Source organism: Corynebacterium sp. LaCa78, assembly GCF_046717505.1.
Taxonomy (GTDB): Bacteria; Actinomycetota; Actinomycetes; order Mycobacteriales; family Mycobacteriaceae; genus Corynebacterium.
Window position 1 is genome coordinate 1,195,733 of sequence record NZ_CP177112.1, and the last position, 26,966, is coordinate 1,222,698.

28 protein-coding genes are annotated in these 26,966 nt (G+C 56.8%); 23 read left to right on the forward strand and 5 right to left on the reverse strand.

Annotated features, from left to right (window positions below; translation table 11 throughout):
* Positions 1–19: 19 nt before the first annotated feature.
* The 19 genes from ACLI1O_RS05775 to ACLI1O_RS05865 all read left to right on the forward strand — a co-directional run bounded on the left by ACLI1O_RS05775 (position 20) and on the right by ACLI1O_RS05865 (position 17,668).
* Positions 20–475 (forward strand): HNH endonuclease signature motif containing protein, encoded by a 456-nt coding sequence (locus tag ACLI1O_RS05775; RefSeq protein WP_284849781.1) that lies wholly within the window; start codon positions 20–22, stop codon positions 473–475.
* Positions 476–645: 170 nt separating this feature from the next.
* Positions 646–1,467, forward strand: coding sequence for a hypothetical protein (locus ACLI1O_RS05780; protein ID WP_284772273.1), 822 nt, complete (start codon positions 646–648; stop codon positions 1,465–1,467).
* Positions 1,467–2,450 (forward strand): HAD-IIA family hydrolase, encoded by a 984-nt coding sequence (locus ACLI1O_RS05785; RefSeq protein ID WP_411707029.1) that lies wholly within the window; start codon positions 1,467–1,469, stop codon positions 2,448–2,450. Before ACLI1O_RS05780 ends, ACLI1O_RS05785 begins: the two co-directional genes overlap by 1 nt.
* Positions 2,441–2,602, forward strand: coding sequence for a hypothetical protein (locus tag ACLI1O_RS05790; RefSeq protein ID WP_005282788.1), 162 nt, complete (start codon positions 2,441–2,443; stop codon positions 2,600–2,602). Before ACLI1O_RS05785 ends, ACLI1O_RS05790 begins: the two co-directional genes overlap by 10 nt.
* Positions 2,602–3,408 (forward strand): TlyA family RNA methyltransferase, encoded by an 807-nt coding sequence (locus tag ACLI1O_RS05795; RefSeq protein WP_411707030.1) that lies wholly within the window; start codon positions 2,602–2,604, stop codon positions 3,406–3,408. The genes ACLI1O_RS05790 and ACLI1O_RS05795 overlap by 1 nt, the downstream gene beginning before the upstream one ends.
* Positions 3,408–4,289 (forward strand): NAD kinase, encoded by an 882-nt coding sequence (locus ACLI1O_RS05800; RefSeq protein WP_284772277.1) that lies wholly within the window; start codon positions 3,408–3,410, stop codon positions 4,287–4,289. The genes ACLI1O_RS05795 and ACLI1O_RS05800 overlap by 1 nt, the downstream gene beginning before the upstream one ends.
* Positions 4,289–5,959, forward strand: coding sequence for a DNA repair protein RecN (recN, locus tag ACLI1O_RS05805; protein WP_284772278.1), 1,671 nt, complete (start codon positions 4,289–4,291; stop codon positions 5,957–5,959). Before ACLI1O_RS05800 ends, recN begins: the two co-directional genes overlap by 1 nt.
* Positions 5,960–5,969: 10 nt before the next feature.
* Positions 5,970–7,130, forward strand: coding sequence for a putative cytokinetic ring protein SteA (steA, locus tag ACLI1O_RS05810; RefSeq protein ID WP_349839428.1), 1,161 nt, complete (start codon positions 5,970–5,972; stop codon positions 7,128–7,130).
* A 14-nt stretch (positions 7,131–7,144) separates the two neighbouring features.
* Complete coding sequence (locus ACLI1O_RS05815) at positions 7,145–8,053, forward strand: copper transporter (RefSeq protein WP_284772280.1); 909 nt, start codon at positions 7,145–7,147, stop codon at positions 8,051–8,053.
* Positions 8,054–8,055: 2 nt separating this feature from the next.
* Positions 8,056–8,694: an NUDIX domain-containing protein gene (locus tag ACLI1O_RS05820; protein ID WP_284772281.1), complete on the forward strand. Its 639-nt coding sequence runs from the start codon at positions 8,056–8,058 to the stop codon at positions 8,692–8,694.
* Entirely contained in the window at positions 8,691–9,581 is an 891-nt protein-coding gene (gene xerD, locus ACLI1O_RS05825) for a site-specific tyrosine recombinase XerD (RefSeq protein ID WP_411707031.1), read from the forward strand. Before ACLI1O_RS05820 ends, xerD begins: the two co-directional genes overlap by 4 nt.
* Positions 9,582–9,745: 164 nt before the next feature.
* The gene (locus ACLI1O_RS05830) at positions 9,746–10,618 is read left to right on the forward strand and encodes a ParA family protein (protein ID WP_023022236.1); all 873 of its coding nucleotides are present in this window, start codon (positions 9,746–9,748) and stop codon (positions 10,616–10,618) included.
* 6 nt (positions 10,619–10,624) lie between these two features.
* On the forward strand, positions 10,625–11,422 hold the full coding sequence (locus ACLI1O_RS05835) for a segregation and condensation protein A (protein ID WP_411707032.1): 798 nt from the start codon (positions 10,625–10,627) through the stop codon (positions 11,420–11,422).
* 37 nt (positions 11,423–11,459) lie between these two features.
* Positions 11,460–12,014, forward strand: a complete 555-nt coding sequence (gene scpB / locus ACLI1O_RS05840; RefSeq protein WP_349839425.1) for an SMC-Scp complex subunit ScpB — start codon at positions 11,460–11,462, stop codon at positions 12,012–12,014.
* Positions 12,015–12,069: 55 nt separating this feature from the next.
* On the forward strand, positions 12,070–12,981 hold the full coding sequence (locus ACLI1O_RS05845) for a pseudouridine synthase (RefSeq protein ID WP_005279286.1): 912 nt from the start codon (positions 12,070–12,072) through the stop codon (positions 12,979–12,981).
* The gene (gene cmk, locus ACLI1O_RS05850; RefSeq protein WP_349839423.1) at positions 12,981–13,670 is read left to right on the forward strand and encodes a (d)CMP kinase; all 690 of its coding nucleotides are present in this window, start codon (positions 12,981–12,983) and stop codon (positions 13,668–13,670) included. The genes ACLI1O_RS05845 and cmk overlap by 1 nt, the downstream gene beginning before the upstream one ends.
* The gene (gene der, locus ACLI1O_RS05855; RefSeq protein WP_411707033.1) at positions 13,670–15,253 is read left to right on the forward strand and encodes a ribosome biogenesis GTPase Der; all 1,584 of its coding nucleotides are present in this window, start codon (positions 13,670–13,672) and stop codon (positions 15,251–15,253) included. The genes cmk and der overlap by 1 nt, the downstream gene beginning before the upstream one ends.
* A 147-nt stretch (positions 15,254–15,400) precedes the next feature.
* The gene (locus ACLI1O_RS05860) at positions 15,401–16,003 is read left to right on the forward strand and encodes a GNAT family protein (RefSeq protein ID WP_349839420.1); all 603 of its coding nucleotides are present in this window, start codon (positions 15,401–15,403) and stop codon (positions 16,001–16,003) included.
* Between the two features lie 279 nt (positions 16,004–16,282).
* A complete protein-coding gene (locus ACLI1O_RS05865) occupies positions 16,283–17,668 on the forward strand; it encodes an anaerobic C4-dicarboxylate transporter (protein ID WP_349839418.1) in 1,386 nt (461 codons plus the stop codon).
* On the opposite strand, the gene ACLI1O_RS05870 is transcribed toward ACLI1O_RS05865, so the two are convergent.
* Positions 17,669–18,484 (reverse strand): class I SAM-dependent methyltransferase, encoded by an 816-nt coding sequence (locus tag ACLI1O_RS05870; RefSeq protein ID WP_349839417.1) that lies wholly within the window; start codon positions 18,482–18,484, stop codon positions 17,669–17,671.
* Between the two features lie 37 nt (positions 18,485–18,521).
* On the opposite strand from ACLI1O_RS05870, the gene ACLI1O_RS05875 reads away from it, so the two are divergent.
* From ACLI1O_RS05875 to ACLI1O_RS05885, 3 genes are read left to right on the forward strand one after another with little or no spacing between them, the layout of a single operon-like run.
* Positions 18,522–19,955, forward strand: coding sequence for an ABC transporter ATP-binding protein (locus ACLI1O_RS05875; protein ID WP_349839416.1), 1,434 nt, complete (start codon positions 18,522–18,524; stop codon positions 19,953–19,955).
* The gene (locus tag ACLI1O_RS05880; protein WP_411707034.1) at positions 19,955–21,697 is read left to right on the forward strand and encodes an ABC transporter ATP-binding protein; all 1,743 of its coding nucleotides are present in this window, start codon (positions 19,955–19,957) and stop codon (positions 21,695–21,697) included. The genes ACLI1O_RS05875 and ACLI1O_RS05880 overlap by 1 nt, the downstream gene beginning before the upstream one ends.
* Positions 21,694–22,674: an alpha/beta hydrolase family esterase gene (locus ACLI1O_RS05885; RefSeq protein WP_349839413.1), complete on the forward strand. Its 981-nt coding sequence runs from the start codon at positions 21,694–21,696 to the stop codon at positions 22,672–22,674. The genes ACLI1O_RS05880 and ACLI1O_RS05885 overlap by 4 nt, the downstream gene beginning before the upstream one ends.
* Here the strand turns inward: ACLI1O_RS05885 and ACLI1O_RS05890 are convergent.
* Complete coding sequence (locus ACLI1O_RS05890; protein ID WP_349839411.1) at positions 22,671–23,921, reverse strand: site-specific DNA-methyltransferase; 1,251 nt, start codon at positions 23,919–23,921, stop codon at positions 22,671–22,673. The two genes, ACLI1O_RS05885 and ACLI1O_RS05890, sit on opposite strands and share 4 nt — an antisense overlap.
* A 161-nt stretch (positions 23,922–24,082) precedes the next feature.
* Between ACLI1O_RS05890 and ACLI1O_RS05895 the strand changes: the two genes are divergently transcribed.
* Positions 24,083–24,280: an antitoxin gene (locus tag ACLI1O_RS05895; protein ID WP_023028787.1), complete on the forward strand. Its 198-nt coding sequence runs from the start codon at positions 24,083–24,085 to the stop codon at positions 24,278–24,280.
* A 128-nt stretch (positions 24,281–24,408) separates the two neighbouring features.
* On the opposite strand, the gene ACLI1O_RS05900 is transcribed toward ACLI1O_RS05895, so the two are convergent.
* Genes ACLI1O_RS05900 through ACLI1O_RS05910 form a run of 3 tightly spaced genes read right to left on the reverse strand, consistent with a single transcriptional unit; the run spans position 24,409 to position 26,910 of the window.
* Positions 24,409–25,026, reverse strand: a complete 618-nt coding sequence (locus ACLI1O_RS05900) for a response regulator transcription factor (RefSeq protein ID WP_349839410.1) — start codon at positions 25,024–25,026, stop codon at positions 24,409–24,411.
* The gene (locus tag ACLI1O_RS05905; RefSeq protein WP_411707041.1) at positions 25,019–26,155 is read right to left on the reverse strand and encodes a sensor histidine kinase; all 1,137 of its coding nucleotides are present in this window, start codon (positions 26,153–26,155) and stop codon (positions 25,019–25,021) included. Before ACLI1O_RS05905 ends, ACLI1O_RS05900 begins: the two co-directional genes overlap by 8 nt.
* On the reverse strand, positions 26,155–26,910 hold the full coding sequence (locus ACLI1O_RS05910) for an ABC transporter permease (protein ID WP_349839430.1): 756 nt from the start codon (positions 26,908–26,910) through the stop codon (positions 26,155–26,157). Before ACLI1O_RS05910 ends, ACLI1O_RS05905 begins: the two co-directional genes overlap by 1 nt.
* Positions 26,911–26,966 lie beyond the last annotated feature (56 nt).

Here is a 26,966-nt window from a genome sequence, read left to right on the forward strand (position 1 = left end):
CGGGACTGCAAATACAAAGGTGTACTTCCCAGGCTACGGCTGGTCCCGCATCACCAACCTAGAAAACATCGACACCTTCACCCGACAACTCAACCCACAAGAAACCGAAAGCTACCAGCCCACCAACCACATCCGCGCCTACACACAAGGAAGAGACCTCACCTGCCGCTGGCCCGGATGCACCACCCCAGCACACACATGCCAACTCGACCACCGCATCGAATACAACAACGGCGGACCCACCAACCCCGACAACCTCGTCACCCTGTGCCAACACCACCACAACATCAAAACCGACCGCCGCGTCCACTACATCATGGACCCAATAACCGGCACCATCGCCTGGCTACACACCAACGGCACCTACCAAACAGACCACCCCACAGGACCACTGGCCACCACAAACACACACTGGCACTACACCTGGAAACAATTCCTCACACACAAAAGAAACAAACACAACAACAAAAAATAAGAGCCCACTAACCCAGCACCACCACACCACTGCGCCCAAAAGCTGAGTCCATGTTCATCGAAACCAAGAACAAGAGCAGGGAAATATCGAGATTCTTTGAATGTCGTTTAGCACTGTAGAATGGGTGCGGTATTTCTGTGCGAGTTCCAACCAAGAAAGGGTAGGACTGAATGTCGGAGCGCAACCAGCACGGCCGTAATGGCCGCGGACAAGACCGTCGGGGTCGAAATCCACGCAACTCGGGGGACCGCGATTCTCGCGGTGGGGGAAAGAAGAAGTCTTTCTCTCCACAGCGCTCTGGGTATCGGGAAGAGCGAATCAACCGTCGTATGACCGATCCGGACATCCCTGAAGAGGTTGATATCAATGACTTGGACCCATTGGTGCTCCAAGACTTGAAGTCTCTCTCTAAAGAGAACTCGGAGACCGTCGCCAAGCACATGATCATGGCGGCGACCTGGATGGACGATGATCCTAAACTGGCGCTGCGGCATGCCCGTGCGGCTAAGGATCGTGCAGGACGTGTGGCTATCGCACGGGAAGTTAACGGTATCGCTGCATACCGCGCCGGCGAGTGGAAAGAGGCACTGGCTGAGCTGCGTGCTGCGCGTCGTATTTCTGGCGGTCCTGGAATGCTCGCGGTCATGGCTGATTGTGAACGTGGGTTGGGTCGGTCGGAAAAGGCATTAGAGCTGGGGCGCAGCGAGGAGGCGAAGGAACTAGACAAAGAATCCGCTATTGAATTAGCGATTGTGCTGGCGGGTGCTCGCCTTGACCTCGATCAACCTGAATCAGCGGTGGTTACCATTCAGCGGGCACAACCAGATCGCAGCGATCGTGGAGTAAGCGCTTGTAGGTTGTCGTATGCCTATGCAAATGCGCTGCTCGCCGCGGGCCGCAAGGACGAAGCCCGCGAGTGGTTCGAGCACACCATCGCCATTGAGGAGGGCGATTGGACCGATGCCGCTGACCGATTGGCGGAATGTAAGTAATGAGTGTTTTAAGCAAACATGACGCCTTATTGTTGGACTTGGATGGAACCGTCTGGGAAGGCGGCCGTCCGCTCAGCAACGTCGTAGACGTTATTAATACCTGCGGCGTTCCCGCAGTATATGTCACAAATAATGCGTCGCGCAGCCCTGAAGCCGTTGCGACGATGCTGACGGATATCGGCTTGACGGCTGATTCAGGTGACATCGTCACCTCCGCCCAAGCGGTATTGCAATTGGCTGCCGAGGAAATTCCGTCGGGTGCGAAGGTATTAATTATTGGCGCGGATTCTTTCCGTGATTTGGCTAAAGACATGGGTTTTTCCGTGGTCTCGAGTGCCGATGAGAAACCGGCTGCCGTCCTACAAGGGTTTGATAAGTCCGTTGGGTGGGAACAGCTAACGGAAGGTGCGCTGGCTATCCGGGCAGGAGCGAAGTTTTTCGCCTCAAACCTGGACACTTCCCTTCCAATTGAGAGGGGGCTAGGCGTTGGCAATGGCTCCCTAGTTGCTGCCGTCCAGAAGGCGACGGGAGTAGAGCCCGTTTCTGCCGGCAAACCTGAACCAGCGATGTTCTTCCTCGCGGCCAAGAAGGCCGGTTCCAAGAAGCCATTGGCGGTGGGCGACAGGCTAGATACGGATATCGTTGGGGGTAACGCCGCAGCGATGAATACCTTCCATGTCTTGACCGGTGTATCGGGCGAGCTGGAGCTTATCGAAGCCCCGGTGGAGGCACGGCCTAATTTTATTGGGGCAGGCATGCACGAGCTTTCATTGCCTATTTCGCAGGTGCGACCGGGACCGCAAGGAGATTTTACCGCGCGATGCGATGGGTATGATGTCCTATTGCAGGGGGGAAATGAATCCTCTACCTCGGTGCAAGCGCTGCGGACAGTCTTGGAAGTGGCGTGGTCGATGCCGGCACCACCTCGGTATATTCAGCCGCGTAGCGAATTTGCGGAAAAGGTTGTGTCGAAATGGCGGTAAAGCCACACGATTTTCGGGCCGTGAAAGAGCCTGAAGAAGTAGATTCGGAGATTTCGACAATTCTTGGCGAAGATGCGCCAACACTCGCAGAAGAAGTCGACCAACTGGACAGGGCGCATTCCGTATTGCGGAATGCTTTGCAGGAGAACTAATGCCACCACAACGCCGCAGGCTGGATGCAGAACTTGTGCGCCGAAAGATTGCGCGATCTCGTGAGCAAGCCCGCGAGATGATCAAGTCTGGCCGTGTGATCGTCGGCGGGTTTAAAGCAGAAAAGCCAGCAACAGTTGTGGATCCTGAAGTCTCCATCAAGGTCGAGGAGTCTGAGGAAGACAGGTGGGCGTCTCGCGGCGCGCATAAGCTTTTGGGCGCACTAGCCACATTCGACGTCGACATGGCTGGCCGCATCTTAGATGCAGGGGCATCGACAGGAGGATTTACAGATGTGTGCTTGGCGTCTGGTGCGCGTGAGGTGCTATCCGTTGACGTCGGGTATGGGCAATTAATGTGGCGCCTGCAAAATGACGACCGCGTGACGGTTTTGGATAGGACCAATATCCGCACTATTAATCCGGAGATGATCAATGGCCTGTGCGATGGCATGGTCGGGGATTTATCTTTCATTTCCCTAAAACTGGTGCTGCCAGCAATTGTGGAGTGCATGAAGGACGGAGCGTGGCTGCTGCCGATGGTCAAGCCGCAGTTTGAGGTGGGCAAAGAGCGCATCGGCAGCGGCGGGGTGGTTCGTTCTCCGGAGATGCGCAAAGAGGTCACGCAGGACGTTGCTGAATTTGCCGTGTCTTTAGGCCTTAGTCTGCACGGTGTTGTGGCTTCACCGTTGCCGGGTCCGAGTGGAAATGTGGAATATTTCCTGTGGCTGAAAAAGGACGGTATGTCCACGGACGTGGCTACAATGAAACAGATGATTGATACTGCTGTTGAAGAAGGTCCGCAGTAATGCGAGAGATATTGTTGGTTCCACATGCCAATCGCGCAGAGAACCTGCAGGCTACCTCCCGTGCAGCCGAGTTATTGCAGGAGGCAGGGATAACGGTTCGCGTTTGTGCGGACGAAACCGTCCTGCCAGGGCTACAGCACGTGCCGCATTCTGATGCTGCGGCGGAAGGATGTGAATTGGTTCTTGTTCTCGGCGGTGACGGCACCTTCCTGCGCGCGGCTGATATGGCACGCGCGGTTGATATTCCGGTCCTCGGAGTGAATCTAGGGCACGTAGGCTTCCTCGCGGAATGGGAAGTGGAGTCATTAGACCGTGCCGTGGCTCGCGTAATAGAGAAGAGCTACCGGGTGGAGGACAGGCTGACGGTGGATGTCTCTATTTCGGATGCTAACGGTCACCATCTGGCTAGCAGTTGGGCTTTGAATGAGGCCTCGGTAGAAAACCAGAACAGGTCGGGCGTGTTGGATGCGATTTTGGAGATCGACCGGCGCCCGGTCTCGTCGTTCGGTTGTGACGGCGTGCTGATTTCGACTCCTACGGGATCTACGGCGTATGCATTTTCTGCCGGCGGCCCAGTGCTGTGGCCATCGCTAGATGCAATCTTGGTCGTGCCGAATAATGCCCATGCACTCTTTACTAAACCTTTAGTAGTTTCTCCCAACTCTTTGGTGGCGGTGGAATCAACCATGCAAACCACACCGGCCGTGGTTATTTTGGATGGGTGCAGGGAACTTATTATGCCGCCGGGCGCCCGCGTTGAGGTGGTGCGCGGTAAGCGCCCCGTACGCTGGGTGCGGTTGGATGATCAGCCCTTTACGGATCGATTGGTCTCTAAGCTGCGGCTGCCTGTGGAAGGCTGGCGTGGACCGAAGGAGAAATAGTGCTTGTCGATATTTCTATCAATGATTTAGGAGTCATTCGCCATAGCTCTGCGGAATTATCGGAGGGCCTGACCGTATTGACCGGTGAGACCGGCGCTGGCAAAACCATGGTGGTTACGGGGCTTCGATTGTTGGCCGGCGGGCGTGCCGATGCCTCTCGGGTGCGCGATGGCGCTAAAAAAGCGGCCGTGGAGGGCCATTTTAGTTCCGCGAAGGAGAGCATCAGCCAGCTGGTGGACTCGGTGGGCGGTGAGCCAGATGAAAATGGTGAATTTATTGTCTCGCGCACGGTTTCGGCTGCGGGGCGATCGCGGGCGTATTTGGGAGGGCGAGCCGTACCGGCCGCCACGTTGGGAGATTTCGCGCGGGAGATAATTACCGTGCATGGTCAGAATGACCAATTGCGCCTCTTGGCCCCAGAGGAGCAACTCGCGGCCGTGGACCGTGCAGACCCGCAACTGGCTGGCGTTCGGGAAGACTATGCTGAGGCCTTTAAAAAGTGGCGCAGCCTGGCCAAGGACTATCGTCGGCGCACCGAGTCTCGTAGGGAGCTTGCCCAGGAAGCTGACCGCCTGCAATATGCGCTAGAGGAAATCAACGGTGTGGCACCCGAGCCAGGGGAAGACGCGGAGCTAGTGCAGTTGGTGCAGCGCTTGCAAGACGTCGACGGGCTGCGCGAATCCGCACACACTGCCTTGGCGGCGATCGATGGAACGGAAGAGCTTGATGAGGCTGCTTCTTCGCTGCTAGGGCGCGCGGGATCAGCGTTGGTGGGATCCTCGGATAAAGAGCTGGCGGATTTGGGCGAGCGCATATCTGAAATCACCTCGCAGCTAGGCGATATTTCGGCCGAGCTCGGTGGATACCTCGCGGGGCTGCCGGCAGATCCGAATCTGCTGGAGAAGTCACTGCAACGCCAACAGGATCTCCGAGCCTTGACCCGCAAATACGCCAGCGATATCGACGGCGTTTTGGCATGGCGCGATGAGGCGGAGTCCAAATTGCAGTCGATGGATACCTCGACGGAAGTCCTCGAGGAGCTGAAGGCGCAGGTCAAAGAGGCCGAGCAGGAGATGATGCAGAAGGCGGCGGAGCTTACGAAGGGCCGCCGAAAAGCAGCGGAGACGCTGGGCAAACTGGTGACTGAAGAGCTGCATGGATTGGCCATGCCCAATTCCACATTGTCGGTTGAACTGTCCGCGGCTAAGTATTCCAAGACGGGCGCCGATGCCGCGGAGTTGCAGCTCAATGGGAAGCCGTTGGCCACCGCGGCCTCCGGTGGCGAGTTGTCTCGCGTCATGCTTGCCCTTGAGGTCGTGCTCGCCAGCGAGGACGGTGCGACATTGGTCTTCGATGAGGTCGATGCCGGCGTGGGCGGGCGTGCGGCGGTAGAAATTGGGCGTCGGCTAGCGCGGCTAGCTGCGCATAATCAGGTTATCGTCGTGACGCACCTGCCGCAGGTAGCTGCGTATGCGGATGCGCATTTGCATGTCTCGAAGGACAAATTTACCTCGGGGGTAGCCGAGCTAACGGAGCAGGAGCGCGTGGAGGAATTGGCGCGCATGCTGGCTGGTTTGGATGACACGGAGACGGGGCGCGCGCATGCCCAAGAGCTTTTTGATCGCGCACAAAAAGAAGCTTCCGCGCGCCTTACCCAGCTGGCGGACTAAGCAAGGAACAATGGAGCCCATGGCTCTGTTTTCCCGTACCCCCGATCATCCTGGTGAGCATGCTGCATTGCGCGATTGCACCCCGGGAGCGAAAGGTCTTAAGAAGTTTTCTGCAGGTGACATCGCCGTTATTGATGCGGCGAATATTTCTCGCCCCGAGGCACAAACGCTTGTGGAATTACAGCCCTCCGCGGTGGTCAACGTCGCCAGGTTTTCTACTGGCTCCATTCCTAATTGCGGCCCGCACATGCTTCTCGATGCCGATATTGACCTCCTCGAAGGCCTCGGCGAGGAATTTATCTCCGAGTTTAAGGATGGCAAGAAGGCACATATTGGGGACGATGGAAAGGTCTACGTCGCGGATAAAGTAATCGGGACGGGGCAGAAGGTTTCCAGGGAGCGCGCAGACAAGAACTTCAAGGCGGCACAAAGCGCACTCATTGACCACATGGAGTCCTATTTCGCGAGCTCCATCGACTTCATTAACTCTGAGGGCCCCTTGCTTATCGATGGCCTCGGGGTCCCCGCATCCGGTGCCGAGATTGCTGGCCGGAAGGTCATCGTTTTATCTCCTACCGAAGACCACCGCTCCCAGCTAAAAGAATTGCGGAATTTCATTCGGGAGTATGAGCCGCTGCTCATTGCGGTTGATGAAGCCGCGGATTCTTTGCTGGAGCAGGGATATAAGCCTGACTTTATCATTGGCGATCCTGCCAAGGTAAGCGATGAGTCGCTGCGTTGCGGTGCGCGCATTGTGGTGCCCGCGGATCCAGAAGGCAGCGTGGAGAGCATTGACCGCATCCAAGAATTGGGCATCGGAGCCATGACGTTTCCGGCGGCTTCGGAATCGGCCACGGATTTAGCGCTGCTCTTTGCGGATTACCACGGTGCGGGCCTTATCGTGCAGGCAGGTGGTGGTTTTGACCTCGATGATGTTTTTGCCAACCGCGTGGCTCCGTCTGCTGTACTGTCTCGGCTGAAGGCCGGAACCAAGGTGGTCGATGCTGAGGCAGTAATCAACCTGTATTCCGCTCCGTCCTCGCACCTTGGTTGGCTATGGGCCCTTTTGAGCATTTTGGTGGCGATTGCAGCGATCATCTTGATCGTGGGCTTCGGCGGGAGCCAGGATTTCTTGAGTAATTTAAGCCAGACGTGGTCGAGCCTATTCTAAGCGGGGGTAAAAATATGGCGAAAGCGCAACTAATTACGGGCCTCGGACTTGGGGCGGCGGTTGGAGTGGCCCTTGGTGCCTTGGTGATCGCGCCCAACCTGACCACCAGCGTGGCCGACGATGACCCGATCCGTGCAGAACACCGCAAGGTGGTGCAAGAAAATAAGATCTTGCAGAATCAAAACGAGGCGAGTGATGACATCGTCAGTGATGTAGCCCCAGATTTGGTCTCCGGTACATTATCGCAGCGGCCAGTGCTGGTTATTTCCACCGATGATGCAAGTAGCAATGAACTTTCTGAAATCACGAAACTCTTAGAAGCCTCCGGGGCCACCACTGCAGGAGAAATCAAGCTAAGTAAAGACTTCCTGCGGGGGGAAAGCAAAGACGATATCGTAAAAATCCTTAAAGATAAGGCCCCGAAAAAGGCAGATCTTAAGGGACTCGATAAAACCGTGGGAAGCTACGGCGGCGAGGTTTTGGGGGCGGCCTTATCCATGGATCCAGAAAGCACGGAGCCAATCGCAAGCGTAAAGGAACGATCTGAGCTGCTGCGTGCCCTGCGTGATGAGGATTTTATTGATTATAAGGACGGGACCATCCTTCCCGCCCAGTCCATCATCATTGTTTCCGGCAGTGGGGTGCGCGGATACTATTCGGACACCTTGGCTGAGTTAGCCACCGCTTTGGATGAGGTCAATGGCAGCGTGGTGCTTAGCGCACGGAGCAAGCAGACCCAAGATGATAAGACAATAGAGCAGTTGCGCACCAAGGACGTGAATCTTTCTACCGTAGATGGTATTGAGCGTGCGGTAGAGCGCATTGCCGTGATTTCCGCTGCCGAAGAACAGCTTAATGGGGGCAGGGGAGACTACGGTTCAGCAGAAAGCGCGGATTCCGCCCTACCTGAAGAGGAGAAATAACAGTGGCCCACGATTTTCAGGTCTTGGATTCAGAGTTAATTTTCGATGCCCCTATCGTGGCCGTACGCCGCGATACCTTGTCCATGCCGGGAGGGAACACCGCGGATAGGGAGATCATCGAGCACTTGGGCGCCGTCGCGGTAGTGGCCTTGGATGAGGATCGGCGCATCGCGATGGTGCATCAGTACCGGCATAGCGTCGGCAAGCGGCTGTGGGAACTGCCGGCAGGATTGCTTGATGTAAAGGGCGAGGATGAGCTTTCCGGCGCGCAGCGCGAGTTGCAGGAGGAAGCGGGCCTTGCCGCGAAGGATTGGGAAGTTCTCACGGATATGGTGACCTCACCGGGGTTTTGTGAGGAAGCCGTGCGGATTTTCCTTGCTCGCGACCTTAGCGAGGTACCGGCGCTGCACGATACCGGCGATGAAGAAGCCGATATGGATTTTGCCTGGGTTGATTTAGATAAGGCAGTTGACAAGGTGCTGGGCGGTGAGATAGTTAATTCCGTTGCGTGCGCGGGTATTTTATCCGCATATGCCACGGTCATTGGTGGAAAGCCGACGCGTTCGGTGGATGCGCCGTTCGATTTGCGCCCAACCCATATGGCTGCTCGACGCAGCGGACCGGATCTGAAAAAGCAGTGACTGCTGCAGAGGACATCGCTCAGACCTGGTTGAATCACCTCGCCGTCGAACGCGGCGTTTCAGCAAATACCCTGAGCAATTACCGGCGGGATATTCGCAGGTATGTGGATTGGCTGGCAGTAAATGGGGTCCAGGATCTACGGCAGGTAACTCGACCTATGGTGGAGGCCTATTTAAAGGATCTGCGTGAAAATATGGCGGTATCTTCTGCCAACCGTGCCCTCATTGTTGCGCGCGGGTTGCATAAATTCGCCGTTGCGGAAGGCGAGGTCGATAGCGATGTTGCCGTCGAGGTAAGCCCACCTTCCACGGGGCAACACTTGCCGGAAACCTTGAGCGTGGATGAGGTGTCACGGCTCATCGAATCGACGCCTACGGAAACGCCGGTTGACCTTCGCGATAGAGCGCTTCTAGAAGTGCTTTATGGCACTGGCGCGCGCATTTCTGAGGTCATTTCGCTGAACGTCGATGACGTAGCTACTGCCGATGACGTCCTAGTCCTGCATGGCAAGGGCGATAAGGAGCGGCTTGTACCCCTGGGCTCGCATGCCGGGCAGGCTATCGACGCCTACCTAGTGCGCGCTCGGCCCGTGCTGGGAAAGGGCAAGACCGCCGCGCTGTTTTTGAATACCCGCGGCGGGGCGCTCTCGCGGCAAAGCGCGTGGTCCGTTATTAAAACCGCGGCGCAGCGCAGCCAGTTGGATAAATCCATTTCCCCGCACACGCTGCGCCATTCCTTCGCTACACATTTGCTCGAAGGCGGTGCCGATGTGCGCACCGTGCAGGAGCTTTTAGGGCATTCCTCAGTAACTACGACGCAGATCTATACGCACGTCACTGCTGATTCCTTGCGGGAGGTGTGGCGGACAGCGCATCCTCGGGCGTAGCTTCCACTCGTCCGGCAGGTACTTAAGTCAAAGTTAGAGGCTTGATATTTGCAAAGTCTCGGTAGTCATAAAGGGGAGCGGGTACGCTATAGTTACAACGTTGTAAGCAACCCTATGCCAAATGTCATGGTCCATGACTTGGCGTCAAGGAAGAAGGTTTGACTGTGAGCGAAGAGGGTCTCTTTTCAGCCTCTGATGTAGAGACGGGGCTAACTGGCCGCCCTGTCCGCGAGCTGCCGGAACCCGCCCCCTTGGAAAAACATGGGCCCGCCACCATCATCTCGATGTGTAACCAAAAGGGCGGCGTGGGCAAGACCACGTCCACCATCAATATGGGGGCCTGCCTCGCAGAGTATGGACGCAAGGTCCTACTGGTTGATTTGGACCCGCAAGGCGCCCTTTCGGCTGGGCTGGGATTAAACCATGACGACATCGAGGACTCGATTTATGACGTAATGCTGGATAGCCATACCTCTATCCACTCCGCCATTCACCACACCAGCGTGTCCGGCATGGATCTGGTTCCGGCGAATATTGACCTTTCCGCAGCAGAGATTCAGATGGTCAATGAAGTAGGCCGCGAGCATACCTTGGCGCGCGCCCTGCGTCCGGTGCGCCGGGATTATGACTTCATCATCATTGACTGCCAGCCTTCCTTGGGTCTGCTTACGGTCAACGCCCTAGCTTGTTCCCAGGGCGTCATCATCCCCATGGAATGCGAGTTCTTCTCGCTACGCGGGCTTGCCTTGCTCACGGACACGGTGGAAAAGGTCTCTGACCGCATCAACTTCGATCTGGAAGTCATGGGCATTCTGGTCACCATGTTTGATCGGCGCACCAAGCATGCCCGCGAGGTAATGTCCCGCGTGGTGGAATACTTTGGGGATCAAGTATTCGATACCGTCATTACCCGTACCGTGCGCTTCCCAGAAACCTCCGTGGCCGGCGAGCCCATCACCTCGTGGGCGCCCAATTCACAGGCCGCGCAGCAATACCGCGATCTGGCGAAGGAAGTCATCGAGCGCTCGACCGTCTAAGCTACCGTGACGCAACCAGAGATTACGGGATTCCGCATTGCCCTGCGGAATTTCGAGGGGCCATTTGATCTGCTTTTGCAGCTCATCCAGGCCAAGAAGATGGATATCACGGATGTGGCCTTGTCTGAGGTGACCGATGAATTTGTGGGCTACACGCGCCAATTGGGCGAGAACGCGGATTTGGATGAGACGACTGATTTCTTGGTCGTGGCGGCGACGCTATTGGACTTAAAGGCCGCACGGCTATTGCCACGGGGTGAGGTCGATGATCTAGAGGACCTAGAGTTGCTGGAGTCGCGTGACCTGCTCTTTGCCCGGCTTTTGCAGTACAAGGCCTATAAACATGCGGCGGACCAATTTGCCCGCTGGCAGCGAGAGGCGCAGCGCAGTTATCCGCGTGCGGTCAGCATCGAGGAGCAATTTGCAGAGCTTTTACCTCCCGTAACCCTGGGCCATACTCCAGCGAGCTTTGCGGAAATGGCGGCGGGCGTCTTTCGCCCCAAGCCGCCGGAAGAAGTGGCAACGGGCCATATTCATGGCGTCGCCGTCTCCGTGCCCGAGCAGGCTGGAAAGATCCTCGAAACGCTCAAACTCATGGGTGCCGGGCAGTGGACAAGTTTTTCCTCCCTTACCCGGGATTGCACCACAACCATGCATATCGTCGGCAGGTTCTTGGCGCTTTTGGAACTATTTAAGGCCAAGGCGGTTGATGCCCAGCAGGAGGAACCGCTGGGCCAGCTGGACCTTTCCTGGACCGGCTTGGACGTAGATCCTGCGGTCGTTGCAGCAGCAAATTGGGACTAGTGCTAGCACCGCCTTCCGTGGTTGTACTCTAAGGGGCATGGATCTTCCGCTCATTTCGCAATTGCGATCCCGGCTTGAATCGATCTTGCTGGTGCTCGATTCGCCGGCATCCGTAGAGTCCCTGGCGCGGGCGCTTAGCGTTGAACCAGCGGTCATTAGTGACTGCTTGCGGGCAATCCAACGCGAATTCGATAGCCGCGGCTCTGGAATTGACCTGCGCGAAACCCCTGAGGGTTGGCGGTTTTATACCCGCCAGGAAAACGCCAGCGCGGTGGAGGAGTTTTTATTGGATGGGGCGCAAACGAAGCTCTCGCGCGCGGCCTTGGAAACGCTAGCCGTCGTGGCCTATCGCCAACCGGTCACACGCCAGCAGGTCTCTGCGGTGCGCGGTGTCAACGTGGACGGCGTAATGCGCACCCTTAACCTGCGAGGGCTCATCCGCGAGCTCCCGCAGGACGAGTTCGAAGGAGCGTCGCACCGGTATGAAACCACGGAACTTTTCCTCGAACTCTTAGGCATAGACTCGTTGGAACGCCTTCCTGATTTGGCACCGCTTCTCCCAGATGTCGATGCAATCGACGAAGAGTACTGAGGTGGGGTAGACTCACGCAGGTAATTTCATATCTTCGAGAGAAAAGGACACTTAAGTGACTCCTCCCGCTCGCCGTGACGGCACACCGGATAAGAAGCAGCGAGACAGCGATATCGTTGTCTCTAATGCCAAGCCGGCTCGTAATCAACACGTTTCCAAGAAAAAGCAGAAGGCCACTGCAGAATCGGTGGCGCGCGATTTGGGCGCTGACTGGCTGGTCGATGACGATAAGCCCAAGGGCGAGCGCCTGCAGAAGGTCTTGGCCAAGGCGGGCGTCGCATCGCGGCGCCACGCGGAGATCCTCATTGATGCCGGCCGTGTCGAAGTAAATGGCAATGTCATTCTCAAGCAGGGCGTTAAGGTCAATCCCGCCGTGGACGTCATCCGCGTCGACGGTGTTCGCGTTAACGTCAACGAAGACCAAGAATATTTCATCCTCAATAAACCCCGCGGAATGCAGTCAACGATGTCAGATGACCTCGGCCGCCCCTGCGTGGGTGACGTGGTGTCTGAAAAGGTTGCCTCGGGCCAGCGCCTATTCCACGTAGGCCGCTTGGATGCGGATACGGAAGGCCTGCTCATCCTCACCAACGATGGGGAATTGGCGAACCGCCTGATGCACCCCAAGTATGAGGTGAAGAAAACCTACTTGGCCACGGTATTGGGTGAGGCCGATAATAAGCTTGTGCGCCAGCTCAAAGAGGGCATCGAGCTAGAAGATGGCCTGGCAAAGGCCGATTTCGTGCAGGTAGTGGACAAAAACCAGGGGTTCTCTCTGGTCCGAGTAGAGCTGCACGAAGGGCGCAAGCACATCGTGCGCCGCTTGCTGAAGGAAGCCGGCTATCCCGTGCAGCGCTTGGTGCGCACCAAGCTGCACACGGTCCAATTGGGCGATATGAAGCCCGGCGGACTGCGCGCGCTAAATTCCAACGAGTTGACGAGCTTGTACAAGGCGGTGGGAATGTAATGATTTCGAATATGCCTGATGAAGGCCTGATTCTTGCGGTCGATGGCCCCTCCGGAACGGGAAAGTCCACGACATGCCGGGCCCTAGCCAAGCAATTGGATGCAAAATACATCGATACCGGCGCCATGTACCGCGTGGCAACCTTGGCGGTATTGCGCCAAGGCGTGGATCCCGCGGACAAGGAAGCGGTGATTTCCGCGACGGCTAACCTCCCCTTGGAGGTCTCCGATGATCCGGATTCCACGCAGGTGCTTTTCGATGGCGCCGATGTCTCCCGCGTCATCCGGGAAGATGAGGTCACCCAGAACGTCTCCGCAGTATCTGCCATCCCGGAGGTGCGGGAGAACTTGGTGTCATTGCAGCGCACGCTGGCGCAGCGCGCCCACCGCGCCATCGTAGAGGGCCGCGATATCGGCACCGTCGTGCTGGCCGATGCACCAGCGAAGGCCTTTATGACGGCTTCTGCGGAAGTCCGTGCTCAGCGCCGACACGATCAAAACGAAAAGGCCGGCATTGCCTCCGATTTTGAATCTGTACTGGCGGATGTGCAGCGCCGCGATGCCGCGGATTCTTCCCGCGCAACCTCACCGCTTCGCCCAGCCGACGATGCGACTATCGTCGATACCTCTGACATGAGCCCGGAGGACGTCGTGCAGGCTCTTATCAACGTGGTTAAGGAGTCCCGCTGATGAGCAATAAAGATTTTGAGTCCCCAGAGGAAGAAGTCACGCAGTTCCATTACCCTGCGGGTAAGTTCGACGAGGAAACGGTAGAGACCTCGCCGGGGTGGGCTACGGACGATTTCGATGCTGAAGAATTTGATTACGACTTTGATGAGTCAGAGTTCGGCGAGGCCGATTACGGGGATGAGGAAGACCTAGAGCAGCCTCTCAGTGAGGACGAGTGGGAGCAGCTCTCGCAATCGCTCGGATTTGCCGATGCCACCGAAGAAGCCCTGTGCACCGTCGCTATTGTGGGCCGGCCGAATGTGGGCAAGTCATCGTTGGTTAATCGCTTCCTCGGCCGCCGCGAGGCCGTTGTAGAAGATCACCCTGGCGTGACCCGTGACCGCGTCTCCTATGTGGCGGACTGGAATGGACAGCGCTTTATCGTGCAGGATACCGGCGGCTGGGATCCCAACGTCAAAGGCATGCACGCCGATATCGCCCGCCAAGCAGAAATGGCGATGGATACCGCCGATGTCATCGTGATGGTGGTAGACACCAAGGTAGGCATTACGGAAACCGATGAGGTCATGGCGCGCCGCCTGCAAAAATCCCCGGTTCCGGTGATCGTGGTATCGAATAAATTCGATTCCGATAACCAGTATGCGGATATGGCGCAGTTTTACGCCTTGGGCCTCGGGGATCCGTGGCCGGTTTCCGCGCAGCACGGGCGCGGTGGCGCGGACGTGCTGGATGAGATCCTGCGCAGCTTCCCCGAAGAACCGCGCGAGACCTCGATTACGTCGGGACCTCGCCGCGTCGCGCTCGTCGGCAGGCCGAATGTGGGCAAGTCCTCGCTGCTCAATAAGCTCACCAGCGAGGAGCGCTCGGTGGTAGATAATGTCGCCGGCACCACGGTAGACCCCGTGGACTCGCTGGTGCAGCTGGATGAGCAGTTGTGGAAGTTCATTGATACCGCGGGCCTGCGCAAGAAGGTCAAGAACGCGCAGGGTCACGAGTACTATGCTTCCTTGCGCACCCGCGGCGTGATCGATGCTGCCGAGGTATGCATCATGCTTATCGATGCCTCCGGGGAGATCTCCGAGCAGGACCAGCGCGTGCTCAATATGGTGCTGGAATCCGGCAAGGCCTTGGTCATCGCGTTCAATAAGTGGGATCTGATGGATGAGGACCGCCGCTATTACCTCGATCGTGAGATTGACGAGCAGCTGCGACACTTGCCGTGGGTCACCCGCGTCAATATTTCTGCTGAGACCGGTCGCGCCCTGCAAAAGCTGGAGCCTGCCATGATTGAGGCCCTAGAAAGCTGGGATCAACGCGTGTCTACCGGTCAGCTCAACAACTGGATGCGGGAGGCCATCGCTGCCAACCCGCCGCCGATGAAGAATAATCGTTTGCCGCGCGTGCTCTTTGCTACGCAGGCATCGACCCAGCCACCGACGATTGTTTTATTTACCACTGGGTTCCTCGACGCATCCTACCGGCGCTACCTTGAGCGCAAATTCCGCGAGCGTTTTGGTTTCCACGGCACTCCCATCCGCATCGCCGTGCGAGTGCGCGAACGCCGAGGCAAAAAGCGGAAATAAGAGTTCACTGCGAATACGAGCGAAGCTTTCACAACCGTGGGGCTTCGCTTGTTTTTATCTACCTCATTACGCTCGGTGTCATTGGCAGCTAAGCTTGAAAGACATTAGATCATTGGATTAGGCCCAGATAGCAAGAAGGTAAATACGGTGTCACAGAAAATCGAGATCTTGCGCGGGCAACATATCACTCTCAAGGCGTTGAGCGTAGACCATACCTCTGGACTGGCTGAGGCCGTACAGGACGGGGAATTATGGAAGCGGTGGTACACCAAGGTTCCATCACCGAGTGAGATGGAAAAAGCCGTGGAAGAACGCATTTCTTGGTATGACTCCCACGGGTCGCAGCTTTTTACGGTGTTCGATTCTGCTGGCAATACGGTAGGAATGACTGGTTATCAGGCCTTAGAACCAGATAACAGGCGCGCACAAATCGGATACACTTGGTACAGGCAATCCGCGCAGAATACTGCGGTTAATGCTGATTGCAAACTGGCCCTCATGGGCCACGCATTTGAGCAGCTTGATTGCTTATCCGTGTTCTTCACTACCAACTCCTTTAACCGTGAAAGCCGCCGCGCGTTGGAATCCCTAGGGGCACATCTTGATGGAATCCTTCGCGGCCACCAGATACTAGATAACGGGATAGTCAGAGATACCTGCGTGTATAGCGTGCTGCGGCATGAGTGGCCCGCAGTGAAAAATCACTTGCACTATAAGATTGACCTGAAGTCTGAGAAGGACAAGGCCTGAGGAATCGACAACTAATAGTGCGCAACAGCTTTCGGGGTTGGCACGTGAGGTGTAGTTGAGCTTGTCTCGCCAGCAAAGCCGGAGCTCATTGAAGAGGCATCAGGACGCCTCAAAACTACATAATTTCGCCGGTTAACCCGGTATTTTACCACTTAGGAGAGCAAAAGTGTCACCAACAATGGTGTGACACTTCGCTCTCCTTTTTACTTCGGTGAGAGCACTATGGCGCCGATAGGATAAAACTTGTCAACCATTTACTTTCTGTTTGAAAGGCATGACATGTTAGCGAATGTGATTGCCCCGGATTCAGTCCTGGCTATCGTGCTTCAAGTCATAATCATTTTAAGTGCTTTGCTTTTGGGCACCCGCTATGGCGGGATCGGCCTCGGATTAATTTCTGGCATCGGCTTGATGCTGATGGTCTTCGTGTTTGGATTGGCACCGGGCGAGCCCCCTGTGTCGGTCATGCTGACGATCATTGCCGTTATCGGCTGTGCAGCCACACTGCAACAAGCACAAGGTTTGGAAGTGATGATGCAGCATGCGGAGAAGTTCTTGCGTGCTCATCCAGAGCGCATCACAATTTTGGCACCACTGACTACTTGGTTCCTCACCGTACTGTGCGGCACTGGCCACGTGGTCTACACCATGTTTCCGATCATTGAAGACATCGCGCTCAAAAAGGGAATCCGTCCTGAGCGTCCGATGGCAGTGGCCTCGACCTCGGCGCAGATGGGTATTACCGCTTCACCGGTGTCTGTGGCTACCGTTTCTCTTGCGTCGATCCTTGCGGAAAATGCTGGAGCTATCGACAAGGCTTATTCGATTCCGCAGATTCTTACGGTGGCGCTACCCGCGTCCTTGTGCGGTGTTCTTCTCGCCGCGTTTTGGTCGCTGCGTCGCGGCAAAGACCTGGACAAGGATCCGGTTTTCCAGGAGCGGATGAAAGACCCAGAGTTTGCTGCCAGCATCAACGAGAGCGCCGACTCGCTCATCGGTAAGGAATTTTCCCGCGAGGCTAAGCGCTCGGTAGTCGTCTTCCTTATCGCTATTGCCTGCGTGGTACTCCTCGGCGCCTTCGAGTTCCTGCGCCCACTGGTCCCTGGTGATGACGGCGAGCTTAGCCCGGTATCAATGAACCTAGTGATCCAAATGGTCATGCTCGTCGCTGGTGCCATCATCCTTCTTAGCTGCAAGGTGGATACTAAAAAGATTGCGTCTACTCCTGTATTCAAGGCCGGCATGACAGCTGTATTTTCTGTCTTTGGTGTTGCGTGGATGGCAGATACGTTTTTCCAATCCCACATCGATGCACTGGAGACGAACTTGGGTTCCGTCGTCGAGGCGGCCCCATGGACGTACGCCGTTGTGCTGGTAGTTGTGTCCAAGTTGGTAAATTCGCAGGCTGCTGCCTTGGTAGCGATTGCACCCATTGGTTTGCAATTGGGCATTGACCCGGCTGTCATCGTCGGGTTCTACGGTGCGGCTTATGGTTACTTCATCTTGCCCACGTATCCTTCAGACTTGGCCTGCATCGGCTTCGATCGCACGGGGACGACGCGAATTGGCAAATACGTCATAAACCACTCGTTCCTTATCCCCGGAGCGATCTCCGTATTCACCTCTTGTCTGGTCGGCTCCCTCTTGGCCCAGGTTCTCCTGTAATCAGTCGCGAGACTTCGCCTCCCGTGCCAGCACGAAAGCATCCGTGCGGTACGGGATGTGTAGTTTTTGCCCGGCAGAAAAGCCCATGTGCTCGTAGAGGTACCAGTTCAGATTGTGGGTCATGCGCTCGTGGATGTCCTCGTTATTTCTGAGCCAGTATGAGCGGGTGCGCATGAGTTGGTGGAGCTGTTCTGGGGTGAGTTCGTGGGTCCAGCTCAGCCGGAGCTCGCGGTCTAAGGTCCAAGGCGCCTTGTACTCCGGATAGAAGCCGGGCTTATGCACGTCGCCAGAGTGCATGATGCGGCTTAGCCGGAGGATCCACGGATCCGCGTGTACATCGAGGGTATTCCACACTAAAAGCACGCGCCCGCCCGGCGCGAGGATGCGGTCCAGCTCGGCGGAAGCGGCGACAACGTCGACCCAGTGCCAGGTTTGGGCGAGGCAGGCGGCGTTGAGGGAGGCATCGGCAAGCGCGGTGTGCTCGGCCGTGGCGCGGATGATGGGAATGTCCAAGCGGTGTTGGAGCACGCGGGCCATATCTGCCGATGGCTCGACCGCAAGCACGTTGGGGTTGGTGAGAGACTCAGTGAGTTTGCCGGTGCCGGCGCCGATATCGGCCACGCGGTGGGCACCGGCGATGAGTTCAGCAACCTCGGCCGGGTAATGGGGGCGGACGTCCTGATAGGTGTGCGCACCGTGGTGAAAGGCGCGCGCTGCCTGGGTGCGCTGGGGATCGGTGCCAAAGGTAGGTTTCTGCTTCGCAGAGGGATTGCGGTAGCTGGGGAAGTGTTGGGGGCTGGGGTGGCGAGTCGACATAGGCTATCTAACCTACCGGGAAGTAGAATGGCTTGTTATGGCAACACTTCCAGAACCATCAGATCCGCGGTGGTTGCTGAAGACTGTCTTCTCTAGGCCTGGGATGACAATCCCCGCCGCTGTGTGCATGGCTATCTCCTTCGTGCTCAACGGCACCACACCGGTCATCGTGGGCTATGCCATCGATGAAGCGGTGGTGGAAGGATCGATCGAGCGACTGTGGTGGTGGCTTGCACTCCTGGTCCTGGCCTTCGCGGTTAATGCCGTCACCGGGTGGTTTGGCCGCGGGCTCAATGCGCGCAGCATGCTGGTTATCGGCCACGACGTGCGCATGGCCATTACGGATCGGATTCTGGATCCCAAGGGGATGGGCGGTCCGAAACGCACGCCAGGAGAGTTATTGGCCATTGCCTCTACTGATGCGACCCGCGTACAAAATGCCGTGATGATGACGGTATTCCCAGTGGCGGAGATTACGTCCATCATTTATGTCGCGGTGATGACCAGCCGGGTGAATGTGCCGCTTGGAGTGGCCATTTTATGCGGCGGTCCCCTTGTGGTGTGGGGATCGCTGCGCTCGGCTGGTCCGTTGCGCAAGCGTTCTGGTATCCGGCAAGCGGCATTGGGCCGCGCCAGTGCGACGGCGACAGATATTGTCCATGGCCTGCGCATTATTAAAGGGATCGGTGCGATAGGTACCGTGCGTAAGCGTTATGCGGGTGATTCCGATGCCGCCTACGAGCGAACCGTTGAAGCCAATGCGGCGCAGGCAGGATTGAATGCTTCTACGGAGGCGCTGGGCTCGATTTATGTCATCGCCGTCGCCGTTGCCGCCGGCTACCTGGCGCTGGACGGGCAGATGAGCATTGGTGAGCTTATTATGATCATTGGCCTTACCCAATTCATCATTACCCCGATGACCATGCTTGGCCGAAATATCGCTTCCCGGTGGGCCGCGGCGCAGGCGAGTGCGCAGCGAATAGTAGGCCTGCTGGGAGCTCTAGGGCTGCCCGGAGACGCTGCACCGAATATTCCTGCGCTGCAGTCAGGAGTCACTGCCATCGATGGGCATGCTCCGGAGGAATTGCGGGAGCTGCCCCGGGAGAAATTCATCGTCGTGCCGCACGAGGTCATGCTGTTTGACGGGACCGTGCAAGACAATATTCATCCGGATGCGGATACGGCCGCACGGGCCCTAGAGGTGGCTGCGGGCGCGGATATTCCCGGTGGGCTTGACCGCGCCGTGGGTGAGCGCGGAAACAACCTGTCCGGCGGCCAGCAGCAACGAGTCGCCCTTGCCCGCGCTATTGCAGCGGATCCAGAGGTGCTGATTCTTTCTGATCCCACCACGGCGGTCGATTCCGTGACCGAGCAAGAGGTAGCCCACCGCGTTGCGGACTATCGGAAGGATAAAACCACCATCGTCTATACGTCGGCGCCCGCCTGGCATGCAGTGGGGGTGGAGTCCTAATGCGTTTTCCCACCGCTACCTGGCCACAGGTAAGAAAGGTTGTGGCGCAGCAGCTCTCGGCCATCCCGCACGCGCGCCGGCGCGCCGTTATTGCCGTGGTGTTCTTGATCGCCGGGGCAGCGGCCAATGTCAGCATTGCGATTCTGCTCGGCAAAATTGTCGATGCCGTGACAACGGGCGCCAGCATCGCCCTCCTCGGAGTCCTGCTCATCGGGGTCGCGGGCGCGTCTGCCGCTTTATCGGCAACGGGATTCTATGTTCTGTCCCAGCTGACCGAGCGCGTCATCGCGTCCCTGCGCGAGGATATGGTCTCTACAGCACTCGGCCTTCCCACACACCGCGTCGAGGACGCCGGAACCGGAGACTTGGTATCGCGCTCTACCGATGACGTGGCGGAGCTTTCCTCCGCGGTTACTGAGACGGTCCCCATGCTGGCAAAGTCCATTTTTGCCATTGCCTCAACGGCAGTAGCGCTGCTTACGGTGGATTGGCAATACCTCGTGGTTATTGTTGCCGTGACCCCGCTGTATTTCTTTGCCAGCCGGTATTACCTGCGGCGCGCCCCTGACCGGTATGCCGCTGAGCGCGCCGCCATGGCGGACCGCGCCCGCAAGCTTTTGGAAGCGATCCACGGCAGGGATACGGTCCGTGCATTCCGCATGGAAAAGACGATGCACGATCGGATCGGGGCGGCTTCAACGCGTGTGGTGGAAAAAGGCTATAACGCGCGCCGGACGATGATGGTACTCCAGGCCCACCTCACCGGCATTGAGCTGGTATTATTGGGCACCGGTTTAGCGGTGAGCTTTTGGGGGGTCCAGGCCAATGCGCTTACTGTTGGCGCGGTCACCGCGGCGATGTTATTGCTCATTCGCCTGCGCGGTCCACTGATGGGGCTGATGCGCGTGCTCGATACGGTGCAATCAGGGTATGCCTCGTTGGCGCGCATCGTGGGCGTGGTCATCGATCCGCCCGAGCCAGTGCCGGATAGCGGTGCGCCGAGGGGCGATGGCAGCGTGGATATGCGGGATATTTCCTTCCGCTATGACGATAACTCCTGGGCCGTCGAGGGGCTCAACCTTGCGATCACGCCTGGTGAAACGGTTGCCCTCGTCGGGGCGTCTGGGGCAGGAAAATCCACCGTGGCTGCGTTGCTCGCGGGCTTGCGCGTCCCGGATCAAGGCACCGTACTTGTCGATGGCGTCGAGGTTGCCCTGCTTTCCGATGCCGAGCGTATCCAACGCCTTGCCCTCGTCTCCCAAGAGGTGCACGTATTTTCTGGGAGTTTGCGCGAGGATCTTGCACTTGCGGCGCCACAGGCCACCGATGCGGAAATGGCCCAGGCGCTGCGCCAAGTTCAGGCTGACTGGTTTTTCGATCTGGAAGCGGGCCTCGATACCATCGTCGGTGCGCAGGGCATGCCGTTGGACCCGGTGGCTGCGCAGCAATTGGCGCTTGCCCGAATCGTGCTGTTGGATCCGCGCATTATCATCTTGGATGAAGCCACGGCAGAAGCAGGCTCGGTGGGCGCTGAATCCTTAGAGGACGCCGCAGAGACTGTGATGGAGGGACGCACCGCCTTGGTGGTTGCGCACCGCCTGGATCAGGCCTCGCGTGCCGATGCCATCGTGGTCATGGATAATGGCCGGGTAGTAGAACAGGGTAGCCATGCAGAGCTGCTAAATTATGGGGGCCGTTATAAACAGTTATGGGCCGCTTGGCAGAAGGGACGAAAATCATGAGGCGGAGGCCGGTGCGCGCGACGTTGAGCACCGCAGTCTTGTGCTGCGTGGCGGCGCTGGGCGTGTCATGCGCAAATAACGAGGAAGAATCGGATTCGGCAGTACGCAGCGAAAGCACGCGATCGCACGGTTCGGCTGCCTCGCAGCTCGGGATTCCTACCTCTGCGCCGCTCAGTGGCCCAGAACCCGGCTCCTATACGACGATTAACCTGCCGTCCGGTCGTTCATTTATTCTCAGCGTGCCGGAAAATTATACGGCCCAAAAAGAGTGGCCTGTCGTGATGGCTTTTCACGGGTGGGGGCAGTCCGCGGAAAACTTGCGAGACTATTCCCGCCTCGATGCGGCACAAGCTATTACCGTATTTCCTGCAGGGAAGGAAAAAGCGTGGAGCCCGGCGCCATACGCGGAAACCAGCGGGAGCGAGGATAAGAAATTCGTGCTCGATATCCTCGACTCCCTGCGCGCGACCTATAACGTTGATGATGCGAGGCTTTTTGCCACCGGCATGTCCAACGGCGGCGGTTTTGCTGCCTACCTGGCTTGTCAGATGCCCGGCACCTTCCATTCGGTCGCCACCATTTCCGCAGCATATTATGAAGATATCCTGAAAGATTGCGCTCATGAACCCGTAGGGCGCCTCGATATGCACGGCACCGATGACCCCGTCGTGGGCTATTACGGCGGAACCCGGCACAAGACCAAGTATTTCTCCGTTGAATCTGTCTTAGAGCAGGACCGCAAGCGCAATAAATGCTCGGAGAAGGTAGATACCAACCGTTTGGTCAATAATGCCCTCGACATGCATTGGCGGGGCTGCACCGCACCGCTGGAGCATATCCGCATCGGTGGCGGCTCCCACGTGTGGCCGGGTGGTATTGGAGACAAAAATAATGAAGTAGGAAAGTTCTTCGCCACTGACCGCGTCCTGGACTTCTTCGGCATTCCGGGCAGACCCGACGGCACCCGCGAAACCTAGATCGCGCGGTAGGCCCGGAAAGAGGACCCAGGCACGGATCGCACGCGCTCGACGCAAATATCCGCGACGCTGAGAAAGCCTGCCCGGTGCGCTGCACTGTCCGGGGCAGTGGGCTCTGGAATTTGCACTAGGTGAAAGCTGCGCTCGCCCTTATCCTCTCGGTTAAGTTCGATGACCGCCTGCGCCGTGGTGCCAGAGCCTGCGAAAAAGTCGAGCACCCGGGCATGGGCGCCGCCGCCAATGGCGATGAGATGCTTGATAAGGCGTACTGGCTTGGGGAAATCAAAGATTCCCTCCACGCCCATGACGTCCTCTGCGTCGCGGCGTCCGGTGCGCGTTACGCCAAACCTTTGCCCATCGAGGATGGAACGCGGCCGCGCCCCTGCTTTTTGATAGTTCTTGGTGTAGACAAAACCGCGCCGAAAGACCAGCTCATCGTAGCGCTTTGCCACCATATCCTTGCCCCAGCGCCAACGCGCTATCTGGCTGTGGCCAGCCGGTTGGTCAGGCCAGTGTTGCGTGCCATCGGGAGAGGAAATGGGAAAATCAAGCGATGGCAGATACCCCAGAGTCTTAGAATCTAAGCGCACCAAGGAGTATTTGCCACGTTCATCCTCGTGGTTATATTTGGTGCTCGTATAGCCCTCAGCATCTACATTGAATCCGGGGTTATCCGGGTTCTTGGCATAGCAGAGGATGTATTCGTGTTCTACCACCGCATACTTGGAATCGTTTTTCCCAGTGCCGGCCTTTTTCCAAATGAATTGCCCGGCATAGCAGCCCTCGCCAAAAACCTCGTCTAAAACCTTGCGGGTATTAGCAGCCTCGTCCTCTCCAATGGAGACGAATATAAAGCCGTTCTCCGCCAAAACGCGCCGCGCCAAGATGAGCCGCGGGAGCATCATGGAAAGCCACTCGGCGTGCCACTGGGCATAGCTGCCGGAATTTACCTCGCGCCGCGCGCGGTAATTATCGCGGTAGACAAAGTCCCGGCCGGTGTTATACGGCGGGTCGATGTAGATGACATCGAAAGTCTCGCCCGTGGAAGCCCAGTGCTGTAGAACCGGCAGGTTATCGGACAAGTGGATGCTATTGGGCGAGGTAGGAGAGGTGCTTAACGCAGCATCGAGCTCGAACTCGGAAGATAGGGGAGCCTCCGCCGCCGCGCGCGCGGCTTGCTTGCCAGGCCATACCAGCCCAAAGAATTCTCCGGCGTTGCCATCTGCACTAGGGCTAGTGTGGGTCATTTGTTGCCTTTTCCGTGCGAGCTGGTCAATGGTCTCATTAACGCTATCACTTTAGGACCTCTGACTAGCTTTGGTGGCGAAGCACCGGCAGTGTCGTTATCGTGGGCAGTGTTGCCGGATGCGGCAATGGTTAGATGAAGTAAACAACGAAAGGATTAGCAATGGGTATCTTTGACAAGGCAAAGGAAGCACTGAACTCCGAAAAGGGCGAGGAAGTTACCAAGGAAGGCCTGGACAAGGCCGAGGACTTTGCCAAGGACAAGCTGGGCGAGGACAAGGCAGACCAGGTGGACAAGGCCCGCGATGCCATTGATGACAAGCTCGGCACCAATGACGACGGTGACGACGAGAACAAGTAGTTCTCGCCCTAATTTCTAATTAAATAACGCTTAAGCCCCGTTCCAGACAGGAGCGGGGCTTAAGCCTAGGTCTATGGCCGATTTTTCTGGAAAACGCGGTCCAATTGGGCTGGAGAAAAATGTGTTCTTTAAATCCAGCCCTGAGTTTGGGCTTTCGTCGCAGCCTCGTAGCGATTATTTGCATCGGTTTTTGTCATGATACTGGAGACGACGTTGCGTACACTGCCTGGACTAAGATGCACTTTGCGCGCCAGTTCTGAGGAAGTCACCCCAGATAATAAAAGCCGCGCGATTTCTCGTTCCCGGGGTGTGAGCGGGTTGTCCGGGGTAAAAAGACTTTCTCGTGCTAAGGCAGGATCGATCACCCGCAGCCCAGCCTTTACTCGGCGAATTGCCTCCGCGAGTTGTTCTGGGGGAGTGTCTTTGACTATGAATCCAGCGATGTCAGCATCAATAGCACGTTTTACATAGCCGCCGCGGCCAAAAGTAGTAACGATGAGGCATTTGCATGGACTGTCGGAGAGCTCTTCAGCTACGTCTAGACCGCTCTTTCCAGGCATCTCAATATCGAGTAGAGCTACCTCCACGTTGTGCTTGGCAACGAGCCCCGCAACCTCGTTGCCAGTCGCGCATTGAGCAACTACGTCAATATCTGGTTCGGTAGCTAGGAGAGCGACAAGGGCGCCGCGAACCAATGATTGATCCTCTGCGATAAGGATACGGATGGGTGGAGATGTATCAGCCATCGGAACCAATTTCACTGTCCAAGGGTAGTAACTCAGTATCACCATTCATAGTAATCAGCGCTACGGTGCGGTCGTCCTTCCTCATAATAATCAACTTTCCGCCGCTGTCCTCTATTCGCTTGTGAAGCCCGTGTAGCCCGCCACTTTGGTACTGCATTTTCGGATCGAAGCCGCAACCATCGTCTACGACTTGGAGCTTATTTTGGGTTATGCTAACCCAGCAGTGCTGTGCTCCTGAGTGGCGAATAACGTTAGTGGTGAGCTCACGTAATGCCCAGGAAAAGGCGGCGTCATAAAGTCCTACGGCTTGGACGTTGGCAGGAAGATGCGCTTGAATCCCTGTAGTATCGAATGCTCGTCGTGCTGCCTGAACTTCTCCCGCCAAGGTCGGCATGCGCATCCGGGTAACTGTGGAGCGGACTTCTGCCAAACTCTTACGGGAAAGGTCACGTATTTCTTGAAGCTCGTTTCGAGCTCGAGTTGGATCTACGTCTACTAACCGCTGTGCCAACTCAGATTTTAAATTGATGACGGTAAGCGAGTGACCGAGCAAATCGTGAACGTCGGTGGCAATGTCTTCGCGTTGGCGAGCGAGATCGAGTTGATGCTCTAAATCCGTGCGGGAGTCTTCCCTTTGAGACATTGTGCCTAGCATCACCAGCAAGATTGGCCAGCCGAATATCACAATGAATGTCCCTAAGAGGTCTTGCGAATCGACGCTCCATAAGGCACCTGTGACTACGAGTCCGGTAAGAAGTACCCATAATAATGCCCGGCGCAGTGGTAATTGAAACCCGAGGAATGCAGCTAGATAGGGCACAAATGTGGTGGCATAAACTCCAAAGAAGGGTATGGCGATAAGCGCTATGAGCGCTAAGGCAGACCACCGAGCGGCCAAGCGATAACGTAAGTTCCAGCCCCGCGGGTAGTAAGTCACCGAACCAAAGCTGAAGAAATATAGGGCGCTGAAAGCGATAACACAGGCAGTGGAACCTAGGCGCTGCGTAGCGTCCACACCAGGCTGAGCGAAATTGAGAATTAAGCCGAAGAGCAGAAATATAAGCCAAACGCTGGCAAACACCGCATTATTTGTAGCGAATCCCGTAAAGGGCGAGTGGAATGAATTCATTACATTCGTGATTTGTCGCGGTGGAGCAGCGCTGCGCAGGCTCCGACGAAAATTGCGGTCCATACGGCGAAGTTTAGTCCCGCGCTCCACAGGGAATGGTTAACCGTGCCATCGGCATCATTTAGCAGTTGCATCCCTTCTGCCAATGGCCATTGAGCCAACACGACTGGGCCAAAAAGGGGTGTAAAGCGGCCAAACGCCATAAGTGAGGAAGATAGGGGGATAAAGACATTGGCGGCGAACAGCAGGAGGACAATAGAGGAAGAAGCAATGGCCACGGAGTTATCCGTCGGTAAAGCAAGTGCCCATATCATTCCATATAAGCCAAAGGGAATAGAGACAATAGCGCAAGCAAGAAAGGACAAAGCCCACTGGTGGGCCTCCATGTCAGCTTTAGTTAATGCACCAGTGAGAAACACTGCTGCAATGGGGAGCAGAGCTTGCAATGCTATGGAGGTGATATTCGCCCAGAAGATCTGGTGAGGGCGCAGCGGAGTAAGCGCTAGTTGGCGTCTCCAACCGGATCGAGCATCAGTGACTGAAGAAGCGGCAGCTCCCACTGCACCGGCGACGCCGCCGTACAGGGCCATGCTGATCATTTGGAGAGCTGCAAATTTACCGGTGTGAATGGGAAGGCTGCCAACGTCCATTAGTGTGCCGAAAAGTAGATAGAAAAATACCGGCAAAATGGTGGTGAAAAATAGCGGGGCGAGGTTGCGGCGCAGCCGGAGGAAATTGTACCCAGCAAAACGCATTGTGTTACTAAACGCAGGCGCGGTGGAACTATTAGACATGGTTGGAATCTTTCGTT